The sequence below is a fragment of the Tepidiforma sp. genome (assembly GCF_026419595.1).
GTDB lineage: Bacteria > Chloroflexota > Dehalococcoidia > Tepidiformales > Tepidiformaceae > Tepidiforma.
In genome coordinates this window covers 87837-108111 of the sequence record NZ_JANZZD010000002.1, presented here as the reverse complement: position 1 = coordinate 108111, position 20275 = coordinate 87837, and the positions used below count along the sequence as shown (strand labels likewise).

Here is a 20275-nt window from a genome sequence, read left to right as displayed (position 1 = left end):
CCCCGCCCCGCTCAGCGCGCGTCGTAGCCGCCGTCGACCGGCAGCACTGCGCCCGTCACGAACGAGGCATCGTCGCTCGCGAGGAATGCGACCGCCGCCGCGACCTCTTCCGGCCGCCCCAGCCGGCCGATGGGGTGGAGCCCCGTGAGGAACTCCTCGGCCGTCTCCATGCTCCGGATCTCCTCGGTCATCGGCGTCACGATGTAGCCCGGCGCGACGGCGTTCACCCGCACGCCGCGCGGCCCGTAGATGATCGCGAACTGCCGCGTCAGGCCCACGACCCCGTGCTTCGCTGCCGTGTACGCGCCCGCCCCCGGCAGCACCGGCGACCGCTCGGCGCCCGGCAGCGGCGGCCCTACCAGCCCGTTCAGCCCCGCCACCGATGCCGTGTTCACCACGGCCCCGCCGCCCAGCTCGGCCAGCTTCGCGCAGCCGAGGAAGCAGCCGTAGTACACCCCGGTCAGGTTGACCGCGATGGTCGCCTCCCACGAATGCCCACGCCCGCCGATGCCCGCGTTGTTGAAGACCACATGGAGGCCGCCCAGCTCTCGCACCGTCCGGTCGAGCGCCGCCCGGAAGGCCGCTTCGTCGGTCACGTCGAGCGGGATCGCGATCGCCCGCCCGCCGTGCTCGGCGATGCCGGCCGCCACGCGCTCGGCCCCCTCCCGGTTGATGTCCGCGCAGGCGACCGCCGCGCCCTCGGCAGCGAAGCGCAGGGCCGCGGCCTCGCCGATGCCCGACCCTGCTCCCGTGACGAACGCGACCCGGCCGTCGAACCGGCCGGCCACGCTACGCCTGCTCCGGCGGCCGCGGATTCACCAGCCCCGCGCCCAGCGTCCCCGGGAACACCTCGATCAGCGACTCGAGGTCCCAGCCGCCCTTCTTGTAGATCGTCTTCTCCCGCGTGGGCAGGCTCATCAGGCTGATCTCATCGCCGCCGACGATGAAGTCGCGGCCGTTCACGTTCGCCGCCTCCGGCAGGCAGAGGTACACCACGAGCGGCGCGACCAGCTCCGGCGCCATCGACGAAATCCGCGAAATCGCCTCCTCGGCCGAGGTCGAAGGCGTCGCCGGCTCCTGCCCCTGCGCCGCGAGCTGCGCCCGCCGCGCCCGGGCCGCCTCCATCTCCGGGCTCAGCGTCAGCCGCGTCGCCGCCCGCGGCCGGATCGCGTTCGCCGTCACCCCGTATTTGCCGAGGTCGAGCGCCAGCGTCCGCGTCAGCCCGACGATGCCTTCCTTCGCCGCCGCGTAGTTCGCCTGCCCGAGGTTGCCCAGCCCGCTCTCCGAGCTCGTGTTCACGATCCGGCCGCCACGCTGCTGCCGGAACACCATCGCCGCGTGCTTCGTGATGGTGAAGTGCCCCTTCAGGTGGACCGCGATGACCGCATCCCACTCCGCTTCGGTCATGTTGAAGATGATCCGGTCGCGCAGGATGCCCGCGTTGTTCACGAGGATGTCGAGCCGGCCCCACGTGTCGAGCGCCTGCTTCACGATCGCCTCGCCGTCCGCCATCGAGGTCACATCGCCGAAGTTGGGGACCGCCTCGCCGCCCATCTTCTTGATCTCGGCGACCACCTCCTCGGCCGGTGTCGTGTCCTTCCCCTCGCCGGCCGCGCTCCCGCCGACGTCGTTGACGATGACGCGGCAGCCCTCCCGCGCCAGCGCGAGCGCCTCGGCGCGGCCGATGCCGCGGCCCGCGCCCGTCACGATTGCAACCTTGCCTTCCAGTCTCCCGGGCATTTTCCTGTTCGAACTCCTGTGCAGGGGTCTTGGCAGCCGCCGGGGTCCGATGCCCCTTCCGCGGCCGGCCGAGAATCTACCACCTCGGCCCGGCGCTGTCTTTCGGAACCCGCGAACGATTCCCCTGCCCGCGGTACGATCTCCCCCATGCCCCGCATCCTCGCGCTCGTGCCCCATCCCGATGACGAGGCCTACAGCGTCGGCGGCACCCTCGCGCTCGCCGCGCGCGCCGGCTGGAGCTGCACCGTCATCGCCTGCTCCGCCGGCGAGGCCGGCAACTGCTACACCGGCGAAGCCGCCGGGCCCGCCGAGGTCGGCGCGCTCCGCCTCCGCGAGCTGGCCGCTGCCTGCGCCGCCCTCGGCGCCTGCCCCGGCGATTCGCCCCGCCTGCCCGACGGCGGCCTCGCCCGGGCCGGCAGCCTCCCGGGGGCCGTCGCGGCGGCCATCGCCGCCTGCCAGCCGGACCTCCTCCTCACGCTCGGCCCGGACGGCGCCTACGGCCACCCCGACCACCTCGCCCTCCACCGCGCCGTCGTCGCCGCCGTCGAGCGGATGCCGGCGCCGCCCGCGCTCCTCTTCGCCGCCTTCCCGCGCGGCCTCTTCCGCCCGCAGTACGAGCTCTGCCGGCCTCTCCTCGGCGACCCGCCGGCGCTGGCCGCCGCCGACCTCGGCGTCGAGGCCCCCGACTTCCGCATCCCCATCGCCGAGGCCGCGCCGGCGAAGCTCGCCGCCATCGCCGCCCACCGCTCCCAGCTCCCCGGCGGCGGCCCGGAGGCGCTCTTCCCGCCCGGCATCGTCAGCGCGCTCCTCGCCGAAGAGTGGTTCCTCCTCCACCGGCCCGCCGACATGCGCCGCGTCGCGCCGCTCCTCTTCGCCCTCGAAGCCGCGCAGCGGGGAACCTGAGCCGCCTCCGCCAGCGTCTCCCGGGATGTGACGCGCCTCCCGGCCCTCCTCAGCGCGCTCCGCGGCGACGCCTCGCCCGCATGGATCGCCGCCCTCGTCATCGGCGGCGCCCTCCTCCTCATGTTCGTGCTGCTCCTCGGCGGCCCCCGCGACGACCGGCCGCGCCGCCGCTGAGGCCGTCGCCCCTGCCGGGCGCGCTCCCTACACTCACCCCGTGACCGTCGGCGTTCTCCGCCTCACGCTCCGGCTCCCGAGCCGCTCGCTCAAAGAGAAGCGCGCCATCGTCCGGCCGATCGTCGAGCGCCTCCGCAACCGCTTCAACGCCGCCGTCGCCGAGGTCGACGCCCTCGACGTTGTCGGGAGCGCCGTCATCGCCGCAGCCGTCGTCTCGAACGACCCGCGCCACGCCGACGAACAGCTGAGCGCCATCGCCGCCGCTGTCCAGGAGTGGCGGCCCGATGCCGAACTCCTCGACCTCGAAACCGAGCTCCTCGACCTCTGACCGCGTCCGTCAGCGCCGCGGCCCCATCCGCCCGAGGACGAAGTCCCGCATCCCCGCCGCCGTCGCGCGCGCGAGGTCGCCCCGGCCCTGCCCCAGCCACAGCCCCATCCGCGCCGCCCGGGTCGCCGCGTAGTACGCGGAGAACGCCGCGAACTGGAGCCGCCCGCGGTGCTTGCGGATGAGGTACGGCCGGTTCCGCGCGAGGTAGTAGCAGCCGAACGCGCTCGCCTGCCCGCCCAGCGTCGCGCCCTTCCGGTGGTACACCACCGACCGCGGCTCGAAGAAGATCCGGTAGCCCGCCGCCCGCGCCCGCCGGCAGAAATCCGTATCGTCGTAGTACACGAAGAAGGCGTCGTCGAGCAGCCCCACCTCCCGGAACGCCCCCATCGGCACCAGCAGGCAGGAGAGGTTCGCCGTCTCGATGGCATGCGGGTAGCGGTCCGCCGGACCTTCCGGCCTGCCCAGCACCCGCCGCTTCCACGTCCCCCGCCACCAGTCGAACGCCCCCGCGGCGTCGTCGAGGATGCCGGGCTGCCCCGCGAGGTACGTCTTCGGCGCGACCAGCGTCCTGCCGTCGGCCAGCGCGACGAGCGGCTCGAGGAAGCCGGGCGTCACCTCGGTGTCGTCGTTCAGGAACAGGACGTAATCGATGTCCGGCCGCGCCAGCATCTCCCGGAGCGCCCGGTTGCAGGCCCCGGTGAAGCCGAGGTTCTCGCCGTTTTCGAGCACCCGCGCCCCCGGCATCCGCGCCCGCACCAGCTCGGCCGAGCCGTCCGCCGAGCCGTTGTCGACCACCCACAGCTCCCACGTCGGGTAGCTCACCCGCTCAAGCGCGTCGAGGTACGCCGGCAGGTGCGCTGCCGCGTTCGTCGTCACCGTCAGGATGGCCACCCGCGGGGTCGTCACGCCTTCGGCGGCTCCCACCGCTCGGTTTCGCGCCGCCGCCCGCCCGGGATCGCCCGCGCCGGCACGCCGACCGCCGTGTGGAACGGCGGGATGTCGCTGATGACCACGGCGTTCGCCCCGATCTTGACGCCCTCGCCGACCTTCACCCGGCCGACGATCTTCGCTCCGGTGCCGATGTTCACGTCGTCGCCGATCTCCGGCCCCCAGAGCTCGAACGGCTTGCGCGAGCTGTTCCCGATGCCCAGCGTCACGAACGGGTTGATCTCCACCCGCCGCCCGATCGTCGTCCAGCCGTCCAGCACCACGTGCCCGTGCGCGATCAGCAGCCCCCCGCCGGCCCGCACGTGGTTCCCGATCGTCACATCGAACAGGAAGGCGTTCAGCCGCGACACGATCGTCGCCAGCCGCGGGAAGCCCGCTTCGTACAGGAACACCTGCACCCGGTAGAGGACGACTGCCGGGAACATGTGGATGGCGAACAGGAGGTAGACGAACGTGAACCACGCCGGCCGGTCGGCCCGGATGAGCCCGAACGTCCGCGGCCACTGCGCCTGCAGCTCGATGTCCTCCCGGAGCAGCGCCTTCATCTCGCGCCAGGCAGCCCGTATCCGCTCAATCCGGCCGCGCATCGCTTCCTGCTCCCTGCCCGGCCTGCTGCCGCAGCTTCTCGTGGAAGGCCGGGTTCTGCTCCAGCGCCGCCGCGAAGGCCGCCGCCCATTCCGGGTCTTCCTCCAGCATCCGCCGGACCCGCTCCTCGTCGGCCGCGATCCCTTCGTCGATCGCCTGCCGGATTTCTGGCGAGGTCTCGGCCAGCCGTTCGAGGTGCAGGCCGACCACCTTCCGCGGCGCGCCGATCGCGACCATCCGGCCGCGCTCCATCAGTGCCGCCCGGTCCGAAAACCGTTCCACCGCGCCGAGGTCGTGCGACACCATCACGATCGTGACGCCCCGGGCCTGCAGCTTCGCGATGTGGTCGTAACACTTCTCCTGGAACTTCGCATCGCCGACCGCCAGCACCTCATCGACCAGCAGGATCTCCGGCTCCATGAACGCCGCGATGGCGAACCCGAGCCGCACGTACATCCCGGAGGAGTACGTCCGCATCGGCTGGTCGATGAACTCCCGCAGCCCCGCGAATTCGACGATGCCCGGCAGCAGCGCCTCCATCTCCCGCTTCGTGCGCCCCATCAGCAGGCCGTTCATGATGACGTTCTCGCGCCCGCTCACCTGCGGGTGGAAGCCGCTGCCGAGCTCCAGCAGGGTGCTCACCCGGCCGTGCAGCTCCACCGTCCCCCGCGTCGGCTTCGAAAGCCCGGCCAGCAGCCGGAGGAGCGTGCTCTTGCCGCTCCCGTTCGCCCCCACGATCGAGAAGAATTCGCCCCGCCGCACGTCGAACGACACGTCGCGCACGGCCCACAGCTCCCGGCGCCGCCGCTGCCGCCATGCGCCGAACGCCTGCCCCGGGTGGAGCAGCGTCGTCTTCAGCGCCTGCCCCGGGACCGCGAGCGGGTAGCGCCGCGAGACGCCCCGCGCAGCGACCACCACCTCCCCGTCAGATGGCATCGGCGAACCCGTCCTCCAGCCGCCGGAACGTCCCCCAGCCGATGGCCAGCGCCAGCGCCGTCAGCCCGGCCGACGCCGCGAGGTGGCTCGCCGCCGGCATCGCCCCATCGAGCAGGATGCTCCGCCACCCCTCCATGATCGGCGCCAGCGGGTTCACGTACGTCAGCCAGCGGTAGCCCTCCGGCACGAGGTCGGCGCTGTAGATGATCGGCGTCGCGTAGAAGAGCAGCGTCAGCAGCACCTCCGTGATGTGCTCGAGGTCGCGGAAGTAGACCGTGACGCTCGCCACGAACAGCCCGAGCCCCGTCACCAGCCCCAGCTGGAGCGCGAAGATGAGCGGCAGCCCGAGCCACGCCGCCGTCGGCGCATTCCCCGCCGCCAGCACGAACCCGATGAGCACCGGCAGCGAGAGCGCGAACTGGAGCGTCGCCCCCAGCACCGTGCTCACCGGCAGCACCGCGCGCGGGAAGCGCACCTTCTTCAGCAGCCCGCCGTTGCCGATGAAGCTGCCGGCCGCGCCCTGCACCGCACCCTGGAACCAGAACCACGGGAACAGCCCGGCCAGCAGGAACTCCGCGGTGATGCCCGTGCCCAGCACCCGCCCGAGCGCGAACGCCAGCACGGCGCCCAGCGCCAGCGGCCGCGCGAGCGACCACGCCCAGCCCAGCACGCTCCCCTGGTAGCGCAGCCGCAGGTCCCGGCTCGTGAGCGCCGTCACCAGCTCCACCGCATTCCGCAGGCTGCGGCCCTGCACCGGCCGGGCCATCGCCATCGCCGTCATGCCGCCAGTATCGCCCGCCCGAACCTGCCGGAGAAGCGCCCGCCGCCCCGGCTATACTCGAACCATGATGCGGCGAATCATCGCAGCCGCTGCCGTCGCCCTCGGCCTCCTCGCGGCCTGCGCCGGCAGCGACACCCCCGAAGGCGGCGTCGTCGTCGCCCGCGTCGACGGCACCGTCGGCCCGATCATGGAGCGGTACATCGACCGCGTCATCTCCGACGCCGAAGAGCGGCGCGCCCGCCTCGTCGTCCTCGAGCTCGATACCCCCGGCGGCCTCGATTCCTCCATGCGCAAGATCGTCCAGCGCATCGGCCGCGCCGATGTCCCCGTCGCCGTCTACGTCGCGCCGATCGGGGCGCGCGCCGCGAGCGCCGGCACCTTCATCACGATGGCCGGCCACATCGCCGCGATGGCGCCCAACACCGCCATCGGCGCGGCCGCCGCCATCAACGCCGACGGCTCCGACATCGAAGGCACCCTCGGCAAGAAGATCGAAAACGACGCCGTCGCCTACATCCGCGGCATCGCCGAACTCCGCGGCCGCAACGCCGACTGGGCCGAGCAGGCCGTCCGCGAGGCCGTCGCCGTCAACGAAAACGAAGCTGCCCGGCTGAACGTCGTCGATTTCGTCGCGGCCGACCTCGACGACCTCCTCCGCAAAGCCGAGGGCCGCACCGTCACCCTCCGGCCCGGCGTCACCGCCACGCTCACCGGCCTCGCCGACGCCCCCCGGGTCGACCTCGAGATGACCCCATGGGAGCGGTTCCTCGCCTTCATCGCCGACCCCGCCATCGCCTCACTCCTCCTCTCCATCGGCTTCCTCGCGCTCATCATCGAGCTGTATGCGCCGGGCCTCGGCGTGCCGGGCGTCGCCGGCGCCATCGCCATCATCCTCGGCTTCCTCGGCTTCGGCCTGCTGCCGGTCGATACCGCCGGTCTCGTCCTCATCGGCCTCGGCCTCGCCCTGGTCGCGGCCGAGCTGTTCGTCACGAGCGGCATCCTCGGCGCGGCAGGAGCCGTCGCCATCGTCCTCGGCGGCATCATCGCCTTCCGCGATACCCCGGCCGACTTCCGCCCGCCTGCCTGGGCGTTCGCTGCCGCCGGCAGCATCCTCGCCGCCGTCGTGCTCCTTCTCTTCGCCGTCGTCTTCTTCGCCGACCGCGCCAGCCGGCGGGCCCGCTCCGACCCCTTCGCGTTCTGAACGGCTCCCGTCTACTGGCGGCGGGTCGACATCCCGCCGTCCACCGGGATCACGGCCCCGGTCACGTAGGCGCCCGCTTTCGACGCGAGGTAGATCGCCGTCCCCGCCATGTCGTCCGGCACGCCGATGCGGCCCAGCGGGTTGCTCGCCCTGATGCCCTCGCCGAACCGCCGGAGCGTCTCGGCCATCATCTTGCTCTCGAACGGCCCCGGCGCGATGGCGTTGACCGTGATCCGGCTCGGCGCCAGCTTCTGCGCGAGGTGCCGCGTCAGGTGGTGCACCGCCGCCTTGCTCGACGAGTAGGCGTAGGTATCGAAGCCCGGCGCCTGCAGCCCGTCGATCGAGCCGATGTTGATCACTCGCGCCGGGTCCGCGTCGCTCGCCGCCTTCTCCAGCAGCGGGACGAGGAACCGCGTGAGGTGGAACACGCCCTTCACGTTCAGGTTCATCACCTTGTCCCACGCCTCATCGGGGAACTCGGCCAGCGGCGCGTTCCAGTTCGCCCCCGCATTGTTCACGAGGATGTGCAGCCGCTCCTCCCGCTTCGCCAGCTCGTCCGCGAGGTAGCGGCAGCCCGCCTCCGTGCCGAGGTCCGCCGGGATGGCGATGCAGGTGCCGAACTTCGAAAGCTCGGCGACGGCTTCCGCGCAGGCGTCCGCCTTCCGCGAGGAGATGTACGTCTTCGCGCCCGCCTCCACGAACCCGCGCGCGATCATCAGCCCGATGCCGCGCGAGCCGCCCGTCACGAGCGCGACCTTCCCCGAAATATCGAACAGCCCGGCCATGGCGCCTCCCAGGAAATCAGCGTCGAAGGTGCGAGGGGCGTCCGCCATTCTGCCGCGGGAGCGCCTTACGTTCCCGCCGCCGGGCTCGCCGCCGCCGCGCCGGCTGTCCCGTTCCGCTCCCGCCAGGCCGCCAGCGCCGACCCGCCGAACAGCCCGATGCCCGCCGCCGTTGCCGCCGCTCCCAGGCCGAAGGCAGCGCCCGTGCCCCAGGTGTCGACCGCCAGGCCGATGGCAGGCGCGAGCACCGCCATCGCCACGCTCACCGTCATGCTCCCGATCGACAGCACCGTCGCCCGCCGCTCCGACGAAACCTGGCGGTTCACTGCTCCCGTCATCAGCGGCCACGCGCAGGAGTTCGCCGCCATCAGCACCGGCAGCGCCCCGTACAGCCAGAGCGACGGCGCCAGCGCCAGCGCCCCGAGCATCGCCATCCCTGCCGCGGCGAGCAGCAGCAGCCCGCCGACCGGGCCCGCACTCCGCTCCACCCGGGAGGCGAGCAGCGCCCCGCCCATCCCGGCGGCGAAGAGCGGCACCTGCAGGAGCGAGAACGCCGTCCCGACCCGCACGCCGTTCTCCACGAGGTACGGCTGCACGAGGTAGTGGACCGTCTCCAGCCCGGCCACCGTCACGCCGAAGAGGAGCAGCACGTACCGCACCGCCCGCGCCTCCCAGGCGTCCCGGAACGCCGCCCCGATGGTCCCGAGGTAGCCGCGCATCCCGCCCGCCCGCTCCACCGCCGCCCGCGGCGGCTCCCAGAGCGCGAAGGCCACCGCCGCTGCGGCGAGGCACGTCGCCGCCCCGATCAGGATCGTCGCCCGGATGTCGAGCACCGCCGCGACCGGCCCGCCGAACAGCGTCGCCAGCCCGACCCCGCTCCACGACACCGCCTGGCCCCGGCCAGCCAGCCGCTCGTACTCGTGCTCTCGCCCCGCCGCCTTCAGCGTGTCGAACAGCAGCGCCATGTCGGCCCCGGACATCAGCGTCGTCGCGACCGCCCACCACGCGAACGAAACGAACAGCACCACGGGCGATGTCGTGAACGCGAACACCGTCACCGACGACGCGAGGCTGATCGCCCCGAGCCCGAGCGAGATTTTCCGCCCGTACCGGTCCGCGATCGCCCCGGTCGGCACTTCGAGCGCCAGCACCCCGAGCAGGTAGACGCTCTCCGCAGCCGTAATCTGGCTGAACGAAAAGCCGCGCTCCAGCGTCAGGTAGACGATCCAGACGGGAATCCAGAGCTGGAACTCCCGCAGGAACCAGAACGCGGCGAGCAGGCGGAGATTCCGGCGCGCGGGTGCGGCGAGCATCAAGACAGCGTACCAGCCGCCCGCCCGCCGGGCGCCCCGCGCGCCGGCCTCACCGGTTCGCGCCGGCCTGCCCGAGCAGCGTCGTCGGGTCGAGGATGATCCCCTGCCCGGAGGGCAGCAGCGCGATCTGGATGTTGTCGCCCAGCTTCTGCAGCGCCTGGAACTGGATGACCTCCGGCGTCAGCGACTGCGAGAGCAGCCGGTTCGCCTCGGCCTGGCCTTCCGCGCGCACCCGGATCGACTCCGCCTCGCCGCGCGCCAGTTCGATCTGCTGCTGCGCTTCGAACTGCCGCTGCCGCACCCGCTCCTGCTCCCGCAGCGCATCCTGCGTCGCAATCTGCTTCTGCTCGATCGCCGCCTTGAACTCCGCGCTGAACTCGATGTTGTCGATGAGCAGGTCGTTGATCTCGATCGAGAACGGCGCCAGCTCGGCCGCCAGCCGCGCCCGCACCGCCGAGCGGATGTTCTCGCGGTTCGGGCCGACGTCCACCGTCGAGTACTTCACCGTCTCTTCTTTGAAGAAGTTCAGCACCCGCGGCTCGATGAGCCGGTCGAACCAGCGCGGCCCCACCGTCCGGAACAGCGTCTGCACCGCCGCCGGCGAGACCGAGTAGTTCAGCGTCGCGATGAAGAAGACGTCCTGCGTCTCCTGCGAAAACGCCGTGATGTTCTCGAACCGGTAGCGCTGCACCTGCACGCTCTCGATGCGCAGGTCCTGCCACGGCCAGATGAACTGCAGGCCCTCCGGCTTCTGCCCGACGATTTCGCCGAACTGGTAGACGACGCCGACGTGGCCCGCTTCGATGGGCTTCACCGATCGCAGCGCCGTGTGGACCCCGACCCACGCGATGAAGATCGCTGCCGCGACGCCCATGATGAGGGCGCCCCGCATCCGCTCCGGGGTGCCGGGCTGGGCTGCCGCCCGCGCCGCCCGCCCGATGAGCAGCGCGCCGCCGCAGATGATGACCGCGAGGAAGACGCTCACGACCCAGGGCATGACTCCAACCTCCGAACACGGGATATCGAGGTCACTCTACCCGGTCGGGGCCGCCCCTGCCGTCAGGCCCCGGCCGCGACCTCGTGCCGCGGCAGCACCACCAGCCGCTCCGGCGACCCGGCCCGCACCACCTCTACCGGGTGCTCGTAGATGCGGCTCAGCACCTCCGCCGTCAGCACCTCCGCGGGCGGGCCGTCCGCCGCGATGACACCCCGGTGCATCGCGACCACCCGGGTCGCGTACGCCGCCGCGAGGTTGAGGTCGTGGACGACCGCGAGCACGGCGCGGCCCTTCGCAGCAAGCCCCCGGATCACGGTGAGGACCTGGTGCTGGTGGCGGATGTCGAGCGCCGCGGTCGGCTCGTCGAGCAACACCACCGGCGTCTCCTGCGCCAGCACCCGCGCGAGGCAGGCCCGCGCCTGCTCCCCGCCCGACAGGCCGGGATACGCCCGCTCCGCCAGCGCCGCGACGTCGGCAGCCCGCATCGCCGCCTCGACCGCCGCCGCGTGGGACGCAGGCGCCGCGCGCCCGCTGAGGTGCGGGCTCCGCCCCATCTCGACCACCTGCCGCACCGTGAACGAAAACTCGATTCGCGACTGCTGCGGCAGCACCGACCGCAGCCGCGCGAGCTCCGCCGCGCGGAAGCTTCCCAGCGACCGGCCGCCGAGCAGGACTTCCCCCTCAGCCGGCCGCAGGTCGCCCGCCAGCAGCCGCAGCAGCGTCGACTTGCCTGCACCGTTCGCCCCGACGACCGCGACCAGCTCGCCCGGCTCCACTGCCACCGTGGCCCCGCGCACCAGCGCGAACGGCCCGGCCCGGAACGTCACGCCCCGCGCTTCGAGCCTCATCCCCAGCCTCCCTGCGCCCGCCGCGTCCGGTGGATCAGCCAGAGGAAATACGGCCCGCCCGCGAGGGCCGTCACCACCCCCAGCGGCATCTCGGCCGGCGCCACCACCGTCCGCGCCGCGAGGTCTGCCAGCGCGATAGCCGCCGCGCCGAGCAGCGCGGAAGCCGGCAGCAACCGCCGATGGTCCGGCCCCAGCATCAGCCGCAGCATGTGCGGCACCACCAGCCCCACGAACGAAATGATGCCCGCGAACGAGACCGCCGCTGCGGTCGCCAGCGCCGCCAGCCCGATCACCTCGAGCCGCAGCCGCTCGGTATCGACCCCGAGGTGGTACGCTTCCCGCTCGCCCAGCGCCAGCAGGTTCAGCCGGTGGCCGTACCGCATCAGCGGCACCAGCGCGATGAGCGCCAGCAGCGCCGCCGGCCGCACCGCCGCCCACGTCGCGCCGCCCACGCTGCCGAGCTGCCAGAACACCACGTTCCGCAGCTGCGCGTCCGTCGCGAAGAACAGTGCGAAGCCGATGACCCCGCCGGCGATGGCGTTGAGCGCCACGCCCGTCAGCACCAGCGTCACCACTTCCGTCCGCCCGTCCCGCCGCGATAGCGCGTAGACCGCGAGCGTCAGCGCGAGCCCGCCGGCGAAGGCAGCCGCGGGAGTCGTCCACGTTCCCAGCGGGCTCACGCCGAGGATGATGACCCCGACCGCGCCGAGCGCCGCCCCGCTCGAAACGCCGATGATGCCGGGGTCCGCCAGCGGGTTGCGGAAGATCCCCTGCAGCGCGCAGCCGGCAGTCGCCAGCCCGGCGCCCACGACGAGCGCCAGCAGCGTCCGCGGCACCCGGATGTTCCAGACCACCGCCTCGTGCTGCCGCGTGAACTCGAACGGCGCCGGGAGCCCGGCATGGTCGAGCAGGATCCCGAGCACTTCGCCGGGCGGCACCCGCACCGCCCCGATGACGAGGTTCAGCAGCACAGCGAGGGCGAGCAGCCCGGCCAGCGCCGGCAGGGCCGCCAGCCGAACCCGCCCCCGCGCCAGGCCCGCCCGGCGCACCAGTGACCCGACCGCGATCGTCATCTCAATCGTTTCCTCTCCGCCGCGCCCGCGGCATGGATGCGGCCGGCCTGCCGGGGGAGGGGATGCCCGGGGCAGGCCGGCCTGCGACGCCGCGCGCTCTCGGCTGCTCGAACGTCGATGTGCCGCCGCTAGCCCTTCAGCTCGGGGTGAAGCGCCTTCACGAGGTCCATGAGCGCCTTGCCGGCGCGCGGCCCCAGCCCCAGCAGGTACTGGTCATCGAAGTCGACTACCCGCTTCTGCTGGCCGGCCGGCGTCTGCGCCATGCCCGGGATCTGCAGCAGGCCGTCGACGCCGCCAACCGATTGCAGCCCCGCCGTCAGCACGAGGATCACGTCCGGCTGCGCTGCGACCAGCGCTTCCGGCGTCAGCGGCTTGCTGCCGGTCACCCCCGCTTCGGCACCGGCATCGATCGCCCCCGCCGCCGTAATCAGCACATCGGCGCCCGAGCCCTTGCCCATGATCACCTGCGTCGTCGAGCCCCGGAGATAGAGGAAGACGACCCGCGGCTTGCTCGTCGCCTTCTTCGCCAGCGCGACCGCCTCGCCGATCTCCTTCCGGGTCTGCTCGGCCAGCAGCTTGCCCCGGTTCGGGACGCCCAGCGCAGTCGCCACGTCGGTAATCTTTCGGCTCACGTCGTCCAGCGAGGCCACCGTCTTGAACAGCACCACCGGAACGCCCGCCGACTTGATCTGCTCGATGACCGCCGGCGGCCCCGCCAGCTCGCTGCCGATGATCACCGTCGGCTGCAGGCTCAGGATGCCCTCGGCATTGAGCGACCGCTGGTAGCCGATTTTCGGCTTCTGCGCCGCTTCCGGGGGGTACGTCGCCGAGGTGTCGACGCCGACCACGTTCTCGCCGAGGCCGAGCGCATACACGACTTCCGTCAGGTCGCCGTTCAGCACCACGATCCGGCTGACGTCGCTGACCGTGATCTCCTTGCCGTCCTTATCGGTCACCTTCGCCGGGAGGACAGGCCGCGCCTCTGCGGCCACGGTCGGCGCAGGTGTCGCCGTCGGGCTGGCCGTCGCGGCCGGGGCGGCCGTCGTCGCCGCAGGCGGCGGTGTCGCCGCATCATCATCGTCATCGCCGCCGCATGCCGCGGCGAAGAATGCGCCGGCGGCCAGGCACGCCGCCAGCCCGATTGCAAGCGCCCGGCGGGCGCTCCGCGCAGGGAACATCTCACACCTCCTCATCCCAAGAGCGGGATGATCCGAAGATCTAGCATTAGGCTTGCCTAATGACAAGCGATCAGTCTAGCATCATGCATCGTGGCGGCTCGGCTTACGCTGGCAGACCGCCATGCCATCATCTCGCCCTGGAGGCCCCCTTGTTCGTCGCGATGAACCGTTTCGCCATCAACCCCGGCCGCGAAGCCGATTTCGAAGCCGCCTGGCGCACCCGGGAGTCCTACCTCGAATCCGTCCCCGGCTTCCTCCGCTTCGCCCTCCTCAAGGGCGACGAGCCCGGGGAGTACATCTCCCACTCCACCTGGGAATCCCGCGCCGCCTTCGAAGCCTGGACCCGCTCCGAAGCCTTCCGCGCTGCCCACGGCCAGGCGCCCCTCCACGGCGTCCTCGCCGGGCCGCCCCGGCTCTCCGTCTATGAGGCCGTGCTCACGCAGGAGGCGCCGGCCCGCGCCTGAACCGGCCGCCCCTCATCGCCCGGGGCCGGCGCCAGCCGGCCCCCGTCTCTCCCGCCGTCTGCCCCCGCTCTACGGCTCCGCTAGCGCGTCCCACAGTCCGGCCTGCGCCGGCCGGTCCCGCGGCGGCTCCAGCCCGAGGTGCCGGTAGGCTGCCTCCGTCGCCACCCGACCGCGCGGCGTCCGGTTCAGAAACCCGCACTTCAGCAAGAACGGCTCGTACACGTCCATGATCGTGTCGGCCTCCTCCGAAATCGCCGCCGCGATCGTCTCCAGCCCGACCGGTCCGCCGCCGAACTTCTCGCAAATCGCCCGCAGCACCGCCCGGTCCGACTCATCGAGCCCCAGTTCGTCAACGTCGAGCATCGCCAGCGCCTCCCGCGCCGCCTCGAGCGTCACCACCCCGTCGTTCCGGACAGCGGCGAAGTCCCGCACCCGCCGCAGCAGCCGGTTGGCGATCCGCGGTGTCCCCCGCGCGCGCCGTGCGATCTCCATCGCCGCGTCGCCCGGCACATCGACCCCGAGGATGGCCGCCGAGCGCCGCACGATGACCGCCAGCGTCTCAGGCTCGTAGAAATCGAGCCGGTAGACCGAGCCGAACCGGTCGCGCAGCGGCGCGCTCACCATCGCATACCGCGTCGTCGCCCCGATGAGCGTGAACCGCGGCATCGCCAGCCGCACCGATCGCGCCCCCGCCCCCTTCCCGATGACGAGGTCGAGCGCGAAATCCTCCATCGCCGGGTAGAGGATCTCCTCCACCGCGCTCGAAAGCCGGTGGATCTCGTCGATGAACAGGATGTCGTGCTCCTTCAGGTTCGTGAGCACCGCCGCGAGGTCGCCCGGCCGCTCGAACGCGGGCCCGCTCGTGGTCCGGATCGAGACGCCCATCTCGTTCGCGATGATGTTTGCCAGCGTCGTCTTGCCGAGCCCCGGCGGCCCGTACAGCAGCACATGGTCGAGCGCTTCGCCCCGCTGCTTCGCCGCTTCGATGGCGATGGCGAGGTTCCGCTTCGTCCGCTCCTGACCCGGGAACTCCTCCAGCCGCCGCGGCCGGAGCGACCGCTCCAGCTCCGCGTCCTCCGCCAGCGCCTGCGGCGCCACCAGCCGTTCCTCGGTCACCCGCGCAGTATAGCGTACAGATGTTCTATCCGGTGTCCTCGCCGAGCGCACGCCGCACGGTCTCGCGCAGCGCCCCGAGCTCATACGGCTTTTGGAGGAAGCCCGCGAGTCCGCCGCCGACCTGCTCCTGCGCGTCCTGCTCGGTGTAGCCGCTCATCAGCACGACCTTCGCCCCCGGGTCCAGCTCCCGGATCGCCCGGAGCGCGGCCTCGCCGCTCATCCGCGGCATCGTCATGTCGAGCAGCACGAGCCGCACCCGCCCGCGCTCCCGGGCGTAGACCTCCACCGCTTCCTGCCCGTCCGCGGCCTCGGCGACCTCGAACCCCATCGCCCGCAGCGCGCGGGAGGTGACCGCCCGCACGCTCGGCTCATCGTCCGCCACGATGACGAGCCCCTCGCCCCGCCACTGTCCGCTGCTCCCGGCCCCCGGCTCCGCCTGCGCCGTGCTCTGGCTCGCCGGCAGCATTACCCGGAACGTCGTGCCCGCGCCCGGCGCGCTCTCGACATCGATGCCGCCGCGGTGCCCCCGGATGATGCCGAGCACGGCCGCGAGCCCGAGCCCGCGCCCGGTGAACTTCGTCGTGAAAAACGGGTCGAAAATCCGCGAAAGCGTGGCCGCGTCCATCCCCGCGCCGGTATCCGCCACCTCGAGCACCACGTACCGCTCCGCCAGCTGCCCCGGCGCCAGCACGGCGCGTTCGAACAGCTCCCGCGTGCCCGGGGCCACGCTCGTCCGCACGCGGATCGTGCCCTCGCCGCTCCCGATCGCGTCCGACGCGTTGATGACGAGGTTCATGATCACCTGCCGCAGCTGGGTGGCGTCGCCGACCACCGCCGGGAGCCCCGGCGCGAGGTCCAGCACCAGCCGCACGCCCGCCCCGACCGAGACCCGCAGCAGGTGCGCCATCTCCTCGACCACCCCGTTCAGGCTGAGCGGCTGCACCACGAACTTCCCCCTGCCGGAATACGCCAGCATCTGCCGCGCGAGGTCGGCCGCCCGCTGCCCCGCCAGCTCGATCTCGGCCACCGTCTCCCGCACGGGCGATTCCGGCGGCAGCTCGGCCAGGGCCAGCCCCGCATTGCCGAGGATACCGACGAGCAGGTTGTTGAAGTCGTGCGCGATGCCGCCCGCCAGCACCGCCAGCGATTCCGCCTTCTGCGCCTGCAGCAGCCGCTCCTCCGTCCGCTTCCGCTCCGTCAGGTCCCGCGTGCTGAGCGCGATGCCGCGCACCGAGCCGTCCGGCAGCTCCACCCGCCCGAACGACAGCTCGAACCACCGCGGATTCCCCGCCGCATCCGTGAGCTGCAGCTCGTACGTCATCGATTCGCCAGCCAGCGTCCGCTCCATGACCTCCGCGAAGGCCTGATGCCAGCTTTCGGGGAGCGCGTCCCGCCAGTGCATCCCGGGCTCCGGCCGAACGCCGAACACCTCGCCGACCGCCGACTGCGTGGCCGGGTTCACCGCCGCCAGCCGGCCGTCCGCCCCGATCAGCGCCACGCCCTCCCGGATGGACGCCAGCGTCGCCGCGAGGTCCGCCGCCGATTCGGCGATGCGCCGCTCCATCTCCCGCTCCCGCGTCACATCGTGCGACGTGCACCCGACGCCGATGACCACGCCCTGCGCATCGCGCAGGGGGAAGTAGACCGACTCCACCCGGAACCGCTGGCCGGACCTGTGCACCCGGTCCATTTCGCCCCGGTACGACTCGCCCGCCAGCAGCCGCGCGAACAGCCGCTCGGCCGCGGGGCGCTCTTCCGGCGGCACGATGAGGGTGAACGGCTGCCCGGTCGCTTCCTCCGCGCTCCAGCCGTAGAGCGCCTCTGCGGCCCGGTTCCAGCTTTCGATCCGCCCGTCACGGCCGACCGCCAGCGCTGCCTCGGTCGAGCTCTCGACGATCGCCGCGAGCCGCCGCGCCTCTGCGAGCGCCGCCTCCCGCTCCTCCTCCAGCAGCCGCCGCTCCGTCACGTCCCGCCCCGTGTAGACGGCCCCCGTCACCTCGCCCGATTCGGTGACGACCGGCCGGATGCGCACTTCGAACCAGCGCCGCTGCCCCGGCGTCTGCGACTGGACTTCGAACGCGACGCGCCGGCCGGCGAGCGCCTCCTGCACCTTCCCGAGGAGGAACGCGGCGCTCTCAGGCGAGACCGTCTCCGTGAAGTGCATCCCCGGCTGCGGGGCGATGCCTCGCCGAAGCTTCGTCCCTTCCGCGAACTCGCTGTTGAAGGCCACCACCCGGCACTCCCGGTCGAGCAGGATGACCCCTTCGTCGGAGTTCTCGATGATCGTCGAGAGCTTCGCGTACTCCTCGGCCAGTGCCTGCCGCGCCCGCTGCAGCTCCCGCCGCGCGAGCGCCTCCGCGGTCACGTCGCGCGCATCGACCAGCACCCCGGTGATGCCCCGCCGCTCATCCCGCACGGGTGTCACGTGGATGTTGAAGTACGTTTTCGTGCCGTCCGCGTGCGGCACCGCCAGTTCGCCCTCGGGCTCCTGTCCCTCGAGCGCCATCCGGATCGCCGCTTCCAGCACCGGCCGCCCCCGCTCGTCCGCGAACGCCAGCATCGAATCGCCCGACTCCGGCCGCCGTCCGAACCGCCGCTCGGAGAACTCCGCCGCCGGCGTGTTGCAGGTGACCAGCCGCCCCTCCCGGTCCAGCAGCCAGAGGTGGTCGCGCGTGCTCTCGAAGATGCTCCGCAGCGTCGCCTCCCGGTCGCGCAGCGCCCGCTCCGCCTCCATCCGCTCCGTCACGTCCCGCCCCACGAGCGCAGCCGCGGCCACGGAACCGTCCGCGTCGTGCACGGGGCGGTACGTCATCTCATACCAGAACGGCGAGCCGTCGCTCCGCATCAGCCGCCCGAGCAGCGTCGTGCTCCGCCCGGCGAGGGCGCCTTCGAAGGCCGCCTCCCAGGCCTCCCGATCCTGCGGGCGCACCCAGCGGTCGATGGGGGCGCCGACGTCCGGGCGCTCGCCGAAGGTTTCCTCGCCGATCGCGACCGCCGCCCGGTTCAGCCAGCGGATGCGCCGCTCCCGGTCGACGAGGATGATCGCTTCGCCGGCGCTCTCGAACAGCGCCCGCAGCTGCCGCTCCCGCTCTTCCAGCGCGGCCAGCATTGCCCGCTCGTCGCTGATGTCCCGCAGGAACGTCGCCGAGCCGAGCCGCTGCCCGCGCTGGTCGTACACCGGGAACGTCACCGCGCGCACCGGGAAGACCCGGCCCTGCCGGTCCTGCCGCAGCACATCAGCCTCGACCCGCTCCTCGCCCGCGACCTCCCGCGCCCGCGCGGTGTACTCGCCCCTCCGCGACGCCGGCACCGTCTCGTAGCCGTAGCCGCCCAGCATCTCCGCCGCGGTGTAGCCGAAGAGCCGCTCGGCCGCCGCGTTCCAGCTCGTGATCCGGCCCTCCAGGTCCCGCCCGATGACGGCGTCGTCCGCCGATTCCACGATGGCGGCCAGCCGGCTCCGCTCCCGCTCCGCCTCGACGAGCGCGGTGATGTCGCGCGCAACCGCGGCCGCGCCCGTGATGCGCCCCTCCGCATCCCGCAGCGGGAACGCGGAGAGGCTGAGATAGCCGACCATCCCCGGGTTCCCGCCCCTTCGCACCACCTGCCCCGAGATCGCCTCCCCGCCGAGCACCCCCAGCACCATCGCCCGCCGCGCCTCCTGCTCCGCGGGCTCCGCGAGCTCCCATGCCTTCATCCCGACCGCCTCGGCCGCCGGCCGGCCATAGATCCGCTCCGCCGCCGCGTTCCAGCCGATGATCGTCCCGTCGCGGTCGTACATCGTGATGGCGTCATCGCTCGATTCGACGACCGCCGCGAGCTGCGCCATCCGCTCCTGCCGCGCGCGCTCTTCGCTCAGGTCGAGGATGACCCCGATCGCGCCCGCGACCGCGCCGCGCTCGTCACGGAGCGGCGCGGCAGTTACCAGCGCCGGGAAGATCGAGCCGTCCGCACGGCGGAGGTCGCGCGCCTCGGTCACCGTCTCGCCCGTGAGCACGCGCGCCAGCTGCCGGGCGGTCGCCTCCACGTCGGTCGAGAAGCCGCTCACGGCCCGCGTCCCGAGCATGCTGACGGCCGCCTCGCCGAACATCCGCTCGGCCTCCCGGTTCCACGCCACGATGCGCCCCTGCGTGTCGACGGCCACCGCCGCGACGCCCAGCTGGGCGAACAGCTCCGCCTGCCGGCGCACCTCGGCCTCTGCTCGCCGCCGCGGCCGCAGGTCGCGCGCGACGCCTTCAACCGCCCACGGCTGCCCGTCGCGGAAAACCACCCGGCTGTTGACCTCGACCGGCACGAGCTCGCCGGAGGCCGTCGTGATCGTCACCTCGAACAGCGATGTCTCGGTGTCGCCTGCGACCTTCGCCGCCATCTCCGCGGCAGCCCGCTCGATATCCCCCGGGTCGCGTACCAGCTCCGAGAAATGCATCCCGACGAGCTGCTCGCGGCGGTAGCCCGTCAGCCGCTCCGCTGCCTCGTTCGCCCAGAGGAATCGGCCCTCCAGGTCCACCGCATACATTGCATCGTTGACGTTCGCCGCCGCCAGGCTCGCGCCGACATCCCGCGGGCCGGCGGCCTCCAGCACCGCGAGCCGCGTCAGCAGCGCCGCTGCATCGCCCGCGGGATAGGCGTCGGCCGCCCCGCCCCGCAGCGCCGCCGCGACGCCGCCGGGCACATCCGTAATCCCGGCGATGAACACCCGCCCCAGGCCGAGCACCGCCTGCTGCGCCTCGCGGGCAGCCTCCGCCCCGCACAGCCCGTCGGCGACGACCACGTCGGCCGCTTCGTCGCGCCCCACGACGGCATGCCCCGCCGCCCGCAGCGCTGCCGCGATGCGCGCCCGGGTCGCCTCGTCCGCCGCCGAGAGCGCGACGTTCACCGGGGTCCCCCGTTCATCCCGGCGCATCCTACTGG

At 72.7% G+C, this 20275-nt stretch carries 19 protein-coding genes; 5 read left to right on the top strand and 14 right to left on the bottom strand.

Annotation, left to right across the window (positions count from 1 at the left end):
• Positions 1-11 precede the first annotated feature (11 nt).
• Positions 12-788 (bottom strand): SDR family NAD(P)-dependent oxidoreductase, encoded by a 777-nt coding sequence (locus N2041_RS01950; RefSeq protein WP_297675289.1) that lies wholly within the window; start codon positions 786-788, stop codon positions 12-14.
• A 1-nt stretch (position 789) separates the two neighbouring features.
• A complete protein-coding gene (locus tag N2041_RS01945; RefSeq protein WP_297675287.1) occupies positions 790-1740 on the bottom strand; it encodes an SDR family NAD(P)-dependent oxidoreductase in 951 nt (316 codons plus the stop codon).
• Positions 1741-1887: 147 nt separating this feature from the next.
• On the opposite strand from N2041_RS01945, the gene N2041_RS01940 reads away from it, so the two are divergent.
• Genes N2041_RS01940 through N2041_RS01930 form a run of 3 tightly spaced genes read left to right on the top strand, consistent with a single transcriptional unit; the run spans position 1888 to position 3145 of the window.
• Positions 1888-2643: a PIG-L family deacetylase gene (locus N2041_RS01940; protein WP_297675285.1), complete on the top strand. Its 756-nt coding sequence runs from the start codon at positions 1888-1890 to the stop codon at positions 2641-2643.
• Positions 2644-2670: 27 nt separating this feature from the next.
• Positions 2671-2817, top strand: a complete 147-nt coding sequence (locus tag N2041_RS01935; protein ID WP_297675283.1) for a hypothetical protein — start codon at positions 2671-2673, stop codon at positions 2815-2817.
• Positions 2818-2857: 40 nt separating this feature from the next.
• Positions 2858-3145 (top strand): DUF503 domain-containing protein, encoded by a 288-nt coding sequence (locus tag N2041_RS01930; RefSeq protein ID WP_297675281.1) that lies wholly within the window; start codon positions 2858-2860, stop codon positions 3143-3145.
• 9 nt (positions 3146-3154) lie between these two features.
• Here the strand turns inward: N2041_RS01930 and N2041_RS01925 are convergent, their stop codons facing one another.
• From N2041_RS01925 to N2041_RS01910, 4 genes are read right to left on the bottom strand one after another with little or no spacing between them, the layout of a single operon-like run.
• Positions 3155-4051 carry a glycosyltransferase family 2 protein gene (locus tag N2041_RS01925; protein WP_297675279.1) on the bottom strand — a complete coding sequence of 299 codons (897 nt, stop codon included), beginning with the start codon at positions 4049-4051 and terminating at the stop codon, positions 3155-3157.
• On the bottom strand, positions 4048-4680 hold the full coding sequence (locus N2041_RS01920; RefSeq protein WP_297675277.1) for a hypothetical protein: 633 nt from the start codon (positions 4678-4680) through the stop codon (positions 4048-4050). The genes N2041_RS01925 and N2041_RS01920 overlap by 4 nt, the downstream gene beginning before the upstream one ends.
• Positions 4664-5614 (bottom strand): ABC transporter ATP-binding protein, encoded by a 951-nt coding sequence (locus tag N2041_RS01915; RefSeq protein WP_297675275.1) that lies wholly within the window; start codon positions 5612-5614, stop codon positions 4664-4666. Before N2041_RS01915 ends, N2041_RS01920 begins: the two co-directional genes overlap by 17 nt.
• Complete coding sequence (locus N2041_RS01910; protein WP_297675273.1) at positions 5604-6395, bottom strand: ABC transporter permease; 792 nt, start codon at positions 6393-6395, stop codon at positions 5604-5606. The genes N2041_RS01915 and N2041_RS01910 overlap by 11 nt, the downstream gene beginning before the upstream one ends.
• A gap of 64 nt (positions 6396-6459) precedes the next feature.
• Between N2041_RS01910 and N2041_RS01905 the strand changes: the two genes are divergently transcribed.
• Positions 6460-7596 carry a nodulation protein NfeD gene (locus N2041_RS01905; protein WP_297675271.1) on the top strand — a complete coding sequence of 379 codons (1137 nt, stop codon included), beginning with the start codon at positions 6460-6462 and terminating at the stop codon, positions 7594-7596.
• An 11-nt stretch (positions 7597-7607) separates the two neighbouring features.
• Here the strand turns inward: N2041_RS01905 and N2041_RS01900 are convergent, their stop codons facing one another.
• From N2041_RS01900 to N2041_RS01875, 6 genes are all read right to left on the bottom strand, one after another.
• Positions 7608-8381 (bottom strand): SDR family oxidoreductase, encoded by a 774-nt coding sequence (locus N2041_RS01900; RefSeq protein WP_297675270.1) that lies wholly within the window; start codon positions 8379-8381, stop codon positions 7608-7610.
• 65 nt (positions 8382-8446) lie between these two features.
• Positions 8447-9691, bottom strand: a complete 1245-nt coding sequence (locus N2041_RS01895) for an MFS transporter (RefSeq protein ID WP_297675268.1) — start codon at positions 9689-9691, stop codon at positions 8447-8449.
• 49 nt (positions 9692-9740) lie between these two features.
• On the bottom strand, positions 9741-10688 hold the full coding sequence (locus N2041_RS01890) for a prohibitin family protein (protein ID WP_297675266.1): 948 nt from the start codon (positions 10686-10688) through the stop codon (positions 9741-9743).
• A gap of 62 nt (positions 10689-10750) precedes the next feature.
• Entirely contained in the window at positions 10751-11536 is a 786-nt protein-coding gene (locus N2041_RS01885) for a heme ABC transporter ATP-binding protein (protein WP_297675264.1), read from the bottom strand.
• Entirely contained in the window at positions 11533-12609 is a 1077-nt protein-coding gene (locus tag N2041_RS01880; protein ID WP_297675262.1) for an iron ABC transporter permease, read from the bottom strand. The genes N2041_RS01885 and N2041_RS01880 overlap by 4 nt, the downstream gene beginning before the upstream one ends.
• A gap of 128 nt (positions 12610-12737) precedes the next feature.
• Positions 12738-13787, bottom strand: a complete 1050-nt coding sequence (locus N2041_RS01875; RefSeq protein WP_297675260.1) for a hemin ABC transporter substrate-binding protein — start codon at positions 13785-13787, stop codon at positions 12738-12740.
• Positions 13788-13936: 149 nt separating this feature from the next.
• Here N2041_RS01875 and N2041_RS01870 point away from each other — a divergent pair, with 149 nt between their 5' ends.
• Positions 13937-14251, top strand: a complete 315-nt coding sequence (locus N2041_RS01870) for an antibiotic biosynthesis monooxygenase (protein ID WP_297675258.1) — start codon at positions 13937-13939, stop codon at positions 14249-14251.
• Positions 14252-14320: 69 nt separating this feature from the next.
• Here N2041_RS01870 and ruvB read toward each other — a convergent pair whose 3' ends face one another.
• Complete coding sequence (ruvB, locus tag N2041_RS01865; RefSeq protein ID WP_297675256.1) at positions 14321-15367, bottom strand: Holliday junction branch migration DNA helicase RuvB; 1047 nt, start codon at positions 15365-15367, stop codon at positions 14321-14323.
• Between the two features lie 25 nt (positions 15368-15392).
• Complete coding sequence (locus N2041_RS01860) at positions 15393-20240, bottom strand: PAS domain S-box protein (protein WP_297675253.1); 4848 nt, start codon at positions 20238-20240, stop codon at positions 15393-15395.
• Positions 20241-20275: the final 35 nt, after the last annotated feature.

Excerpts from the sequence above, each read along its gene's own strand:
- N2041_RS01885 (WP_297675264.1), bottom strand. The coding sequence starts at position 11,536 with ATGAGGCTCGAAGCGCGGGGCGTGACGTTCCGGGCCGGGCCGTTCGCG.
- N2041_RS01900 (WP_297675270.1), bottom strand. The coding sequence starts at position 8,381 with ATGGCCGGGCTGTTCGATATTTCGGGGAAGGTCGCGCTCGTGACGGGC.
- N2041_RS01880 (WP_297675262.1), bottom strand. The coding sequence starts at position 12,609 with ATGACGATCGCGGTCGGGTCACTGGTGCGCCGGGCGGGCCTGGCGCGG.
- N2041_RS01915 (WP_297675275.1), bottom strand. The coding sequence starts at position 5,614 with ATGCCATCTGACGGGGAGGTGGTGGTCGCTGCGCGGGGCGTCTCGCGG.
- N2041_RS01920 (WP_297675277.1), bottom strand. The coding sequence starts at position 4,680 with ATGCGCGGCCGGATTGAGCGGATACGGGCTGCCTGGCGCGAGATGAAG.
- N2041_RS01890 (WP_297675266.1), bottom strand. The coding sequence starts at position 10,688 with ATGCCCTGGGTCGTGAGCGTCTTCCTCGCGGTCATCATCTGCGGCGGC.
- N2041_RS01910 (WP_297675273.1), bottom strand. The coding sequence starts at position 6,395 with ATGACGGCGATGGCGATGGCCCGGCCGGTGCAGGGCCGCAGCCTGCGG.
- N2041_RS01945 (WP_297675287.1), bottom strand. The coding sequence starts at position 1,740 with ATGCCCGGGAGACTGGAAGGCAAGGTTGCAATCGTGACGGGCGCGGGC.
- N2041_RS01940 (WP_297675285.1), top strand. The coding sequence starts at position 1,888 with ATGCCCCGCATCCTCGCGCTCGTGCCCCATCCCGATGACGAGGCCTAC.
- N2041_RS01905 (WP_297675271.1), top strand. The coding sequence starts at position 6,460 with ATGATGCGGCGAATCATCGCAGCCGCTGCCGTCGCCCTCGGCCTCCTC.
- N2041_RS01875 (WP_297675260.1), bottom strand. The coding sequence starts at position 13,787 with ATGTTCCCTGCGCGGAGCGCCCGCCGGGCGCTTGCAATCGGGCTGGCG.
- N2041_RS01895 (WP_297675268.1), bottom strand. The coding sequence starts at position 9,691 with ATGCTCGCCGCACCCGCGCGCCGGAATCTCCGCCTGCTCGCCGCGTTC.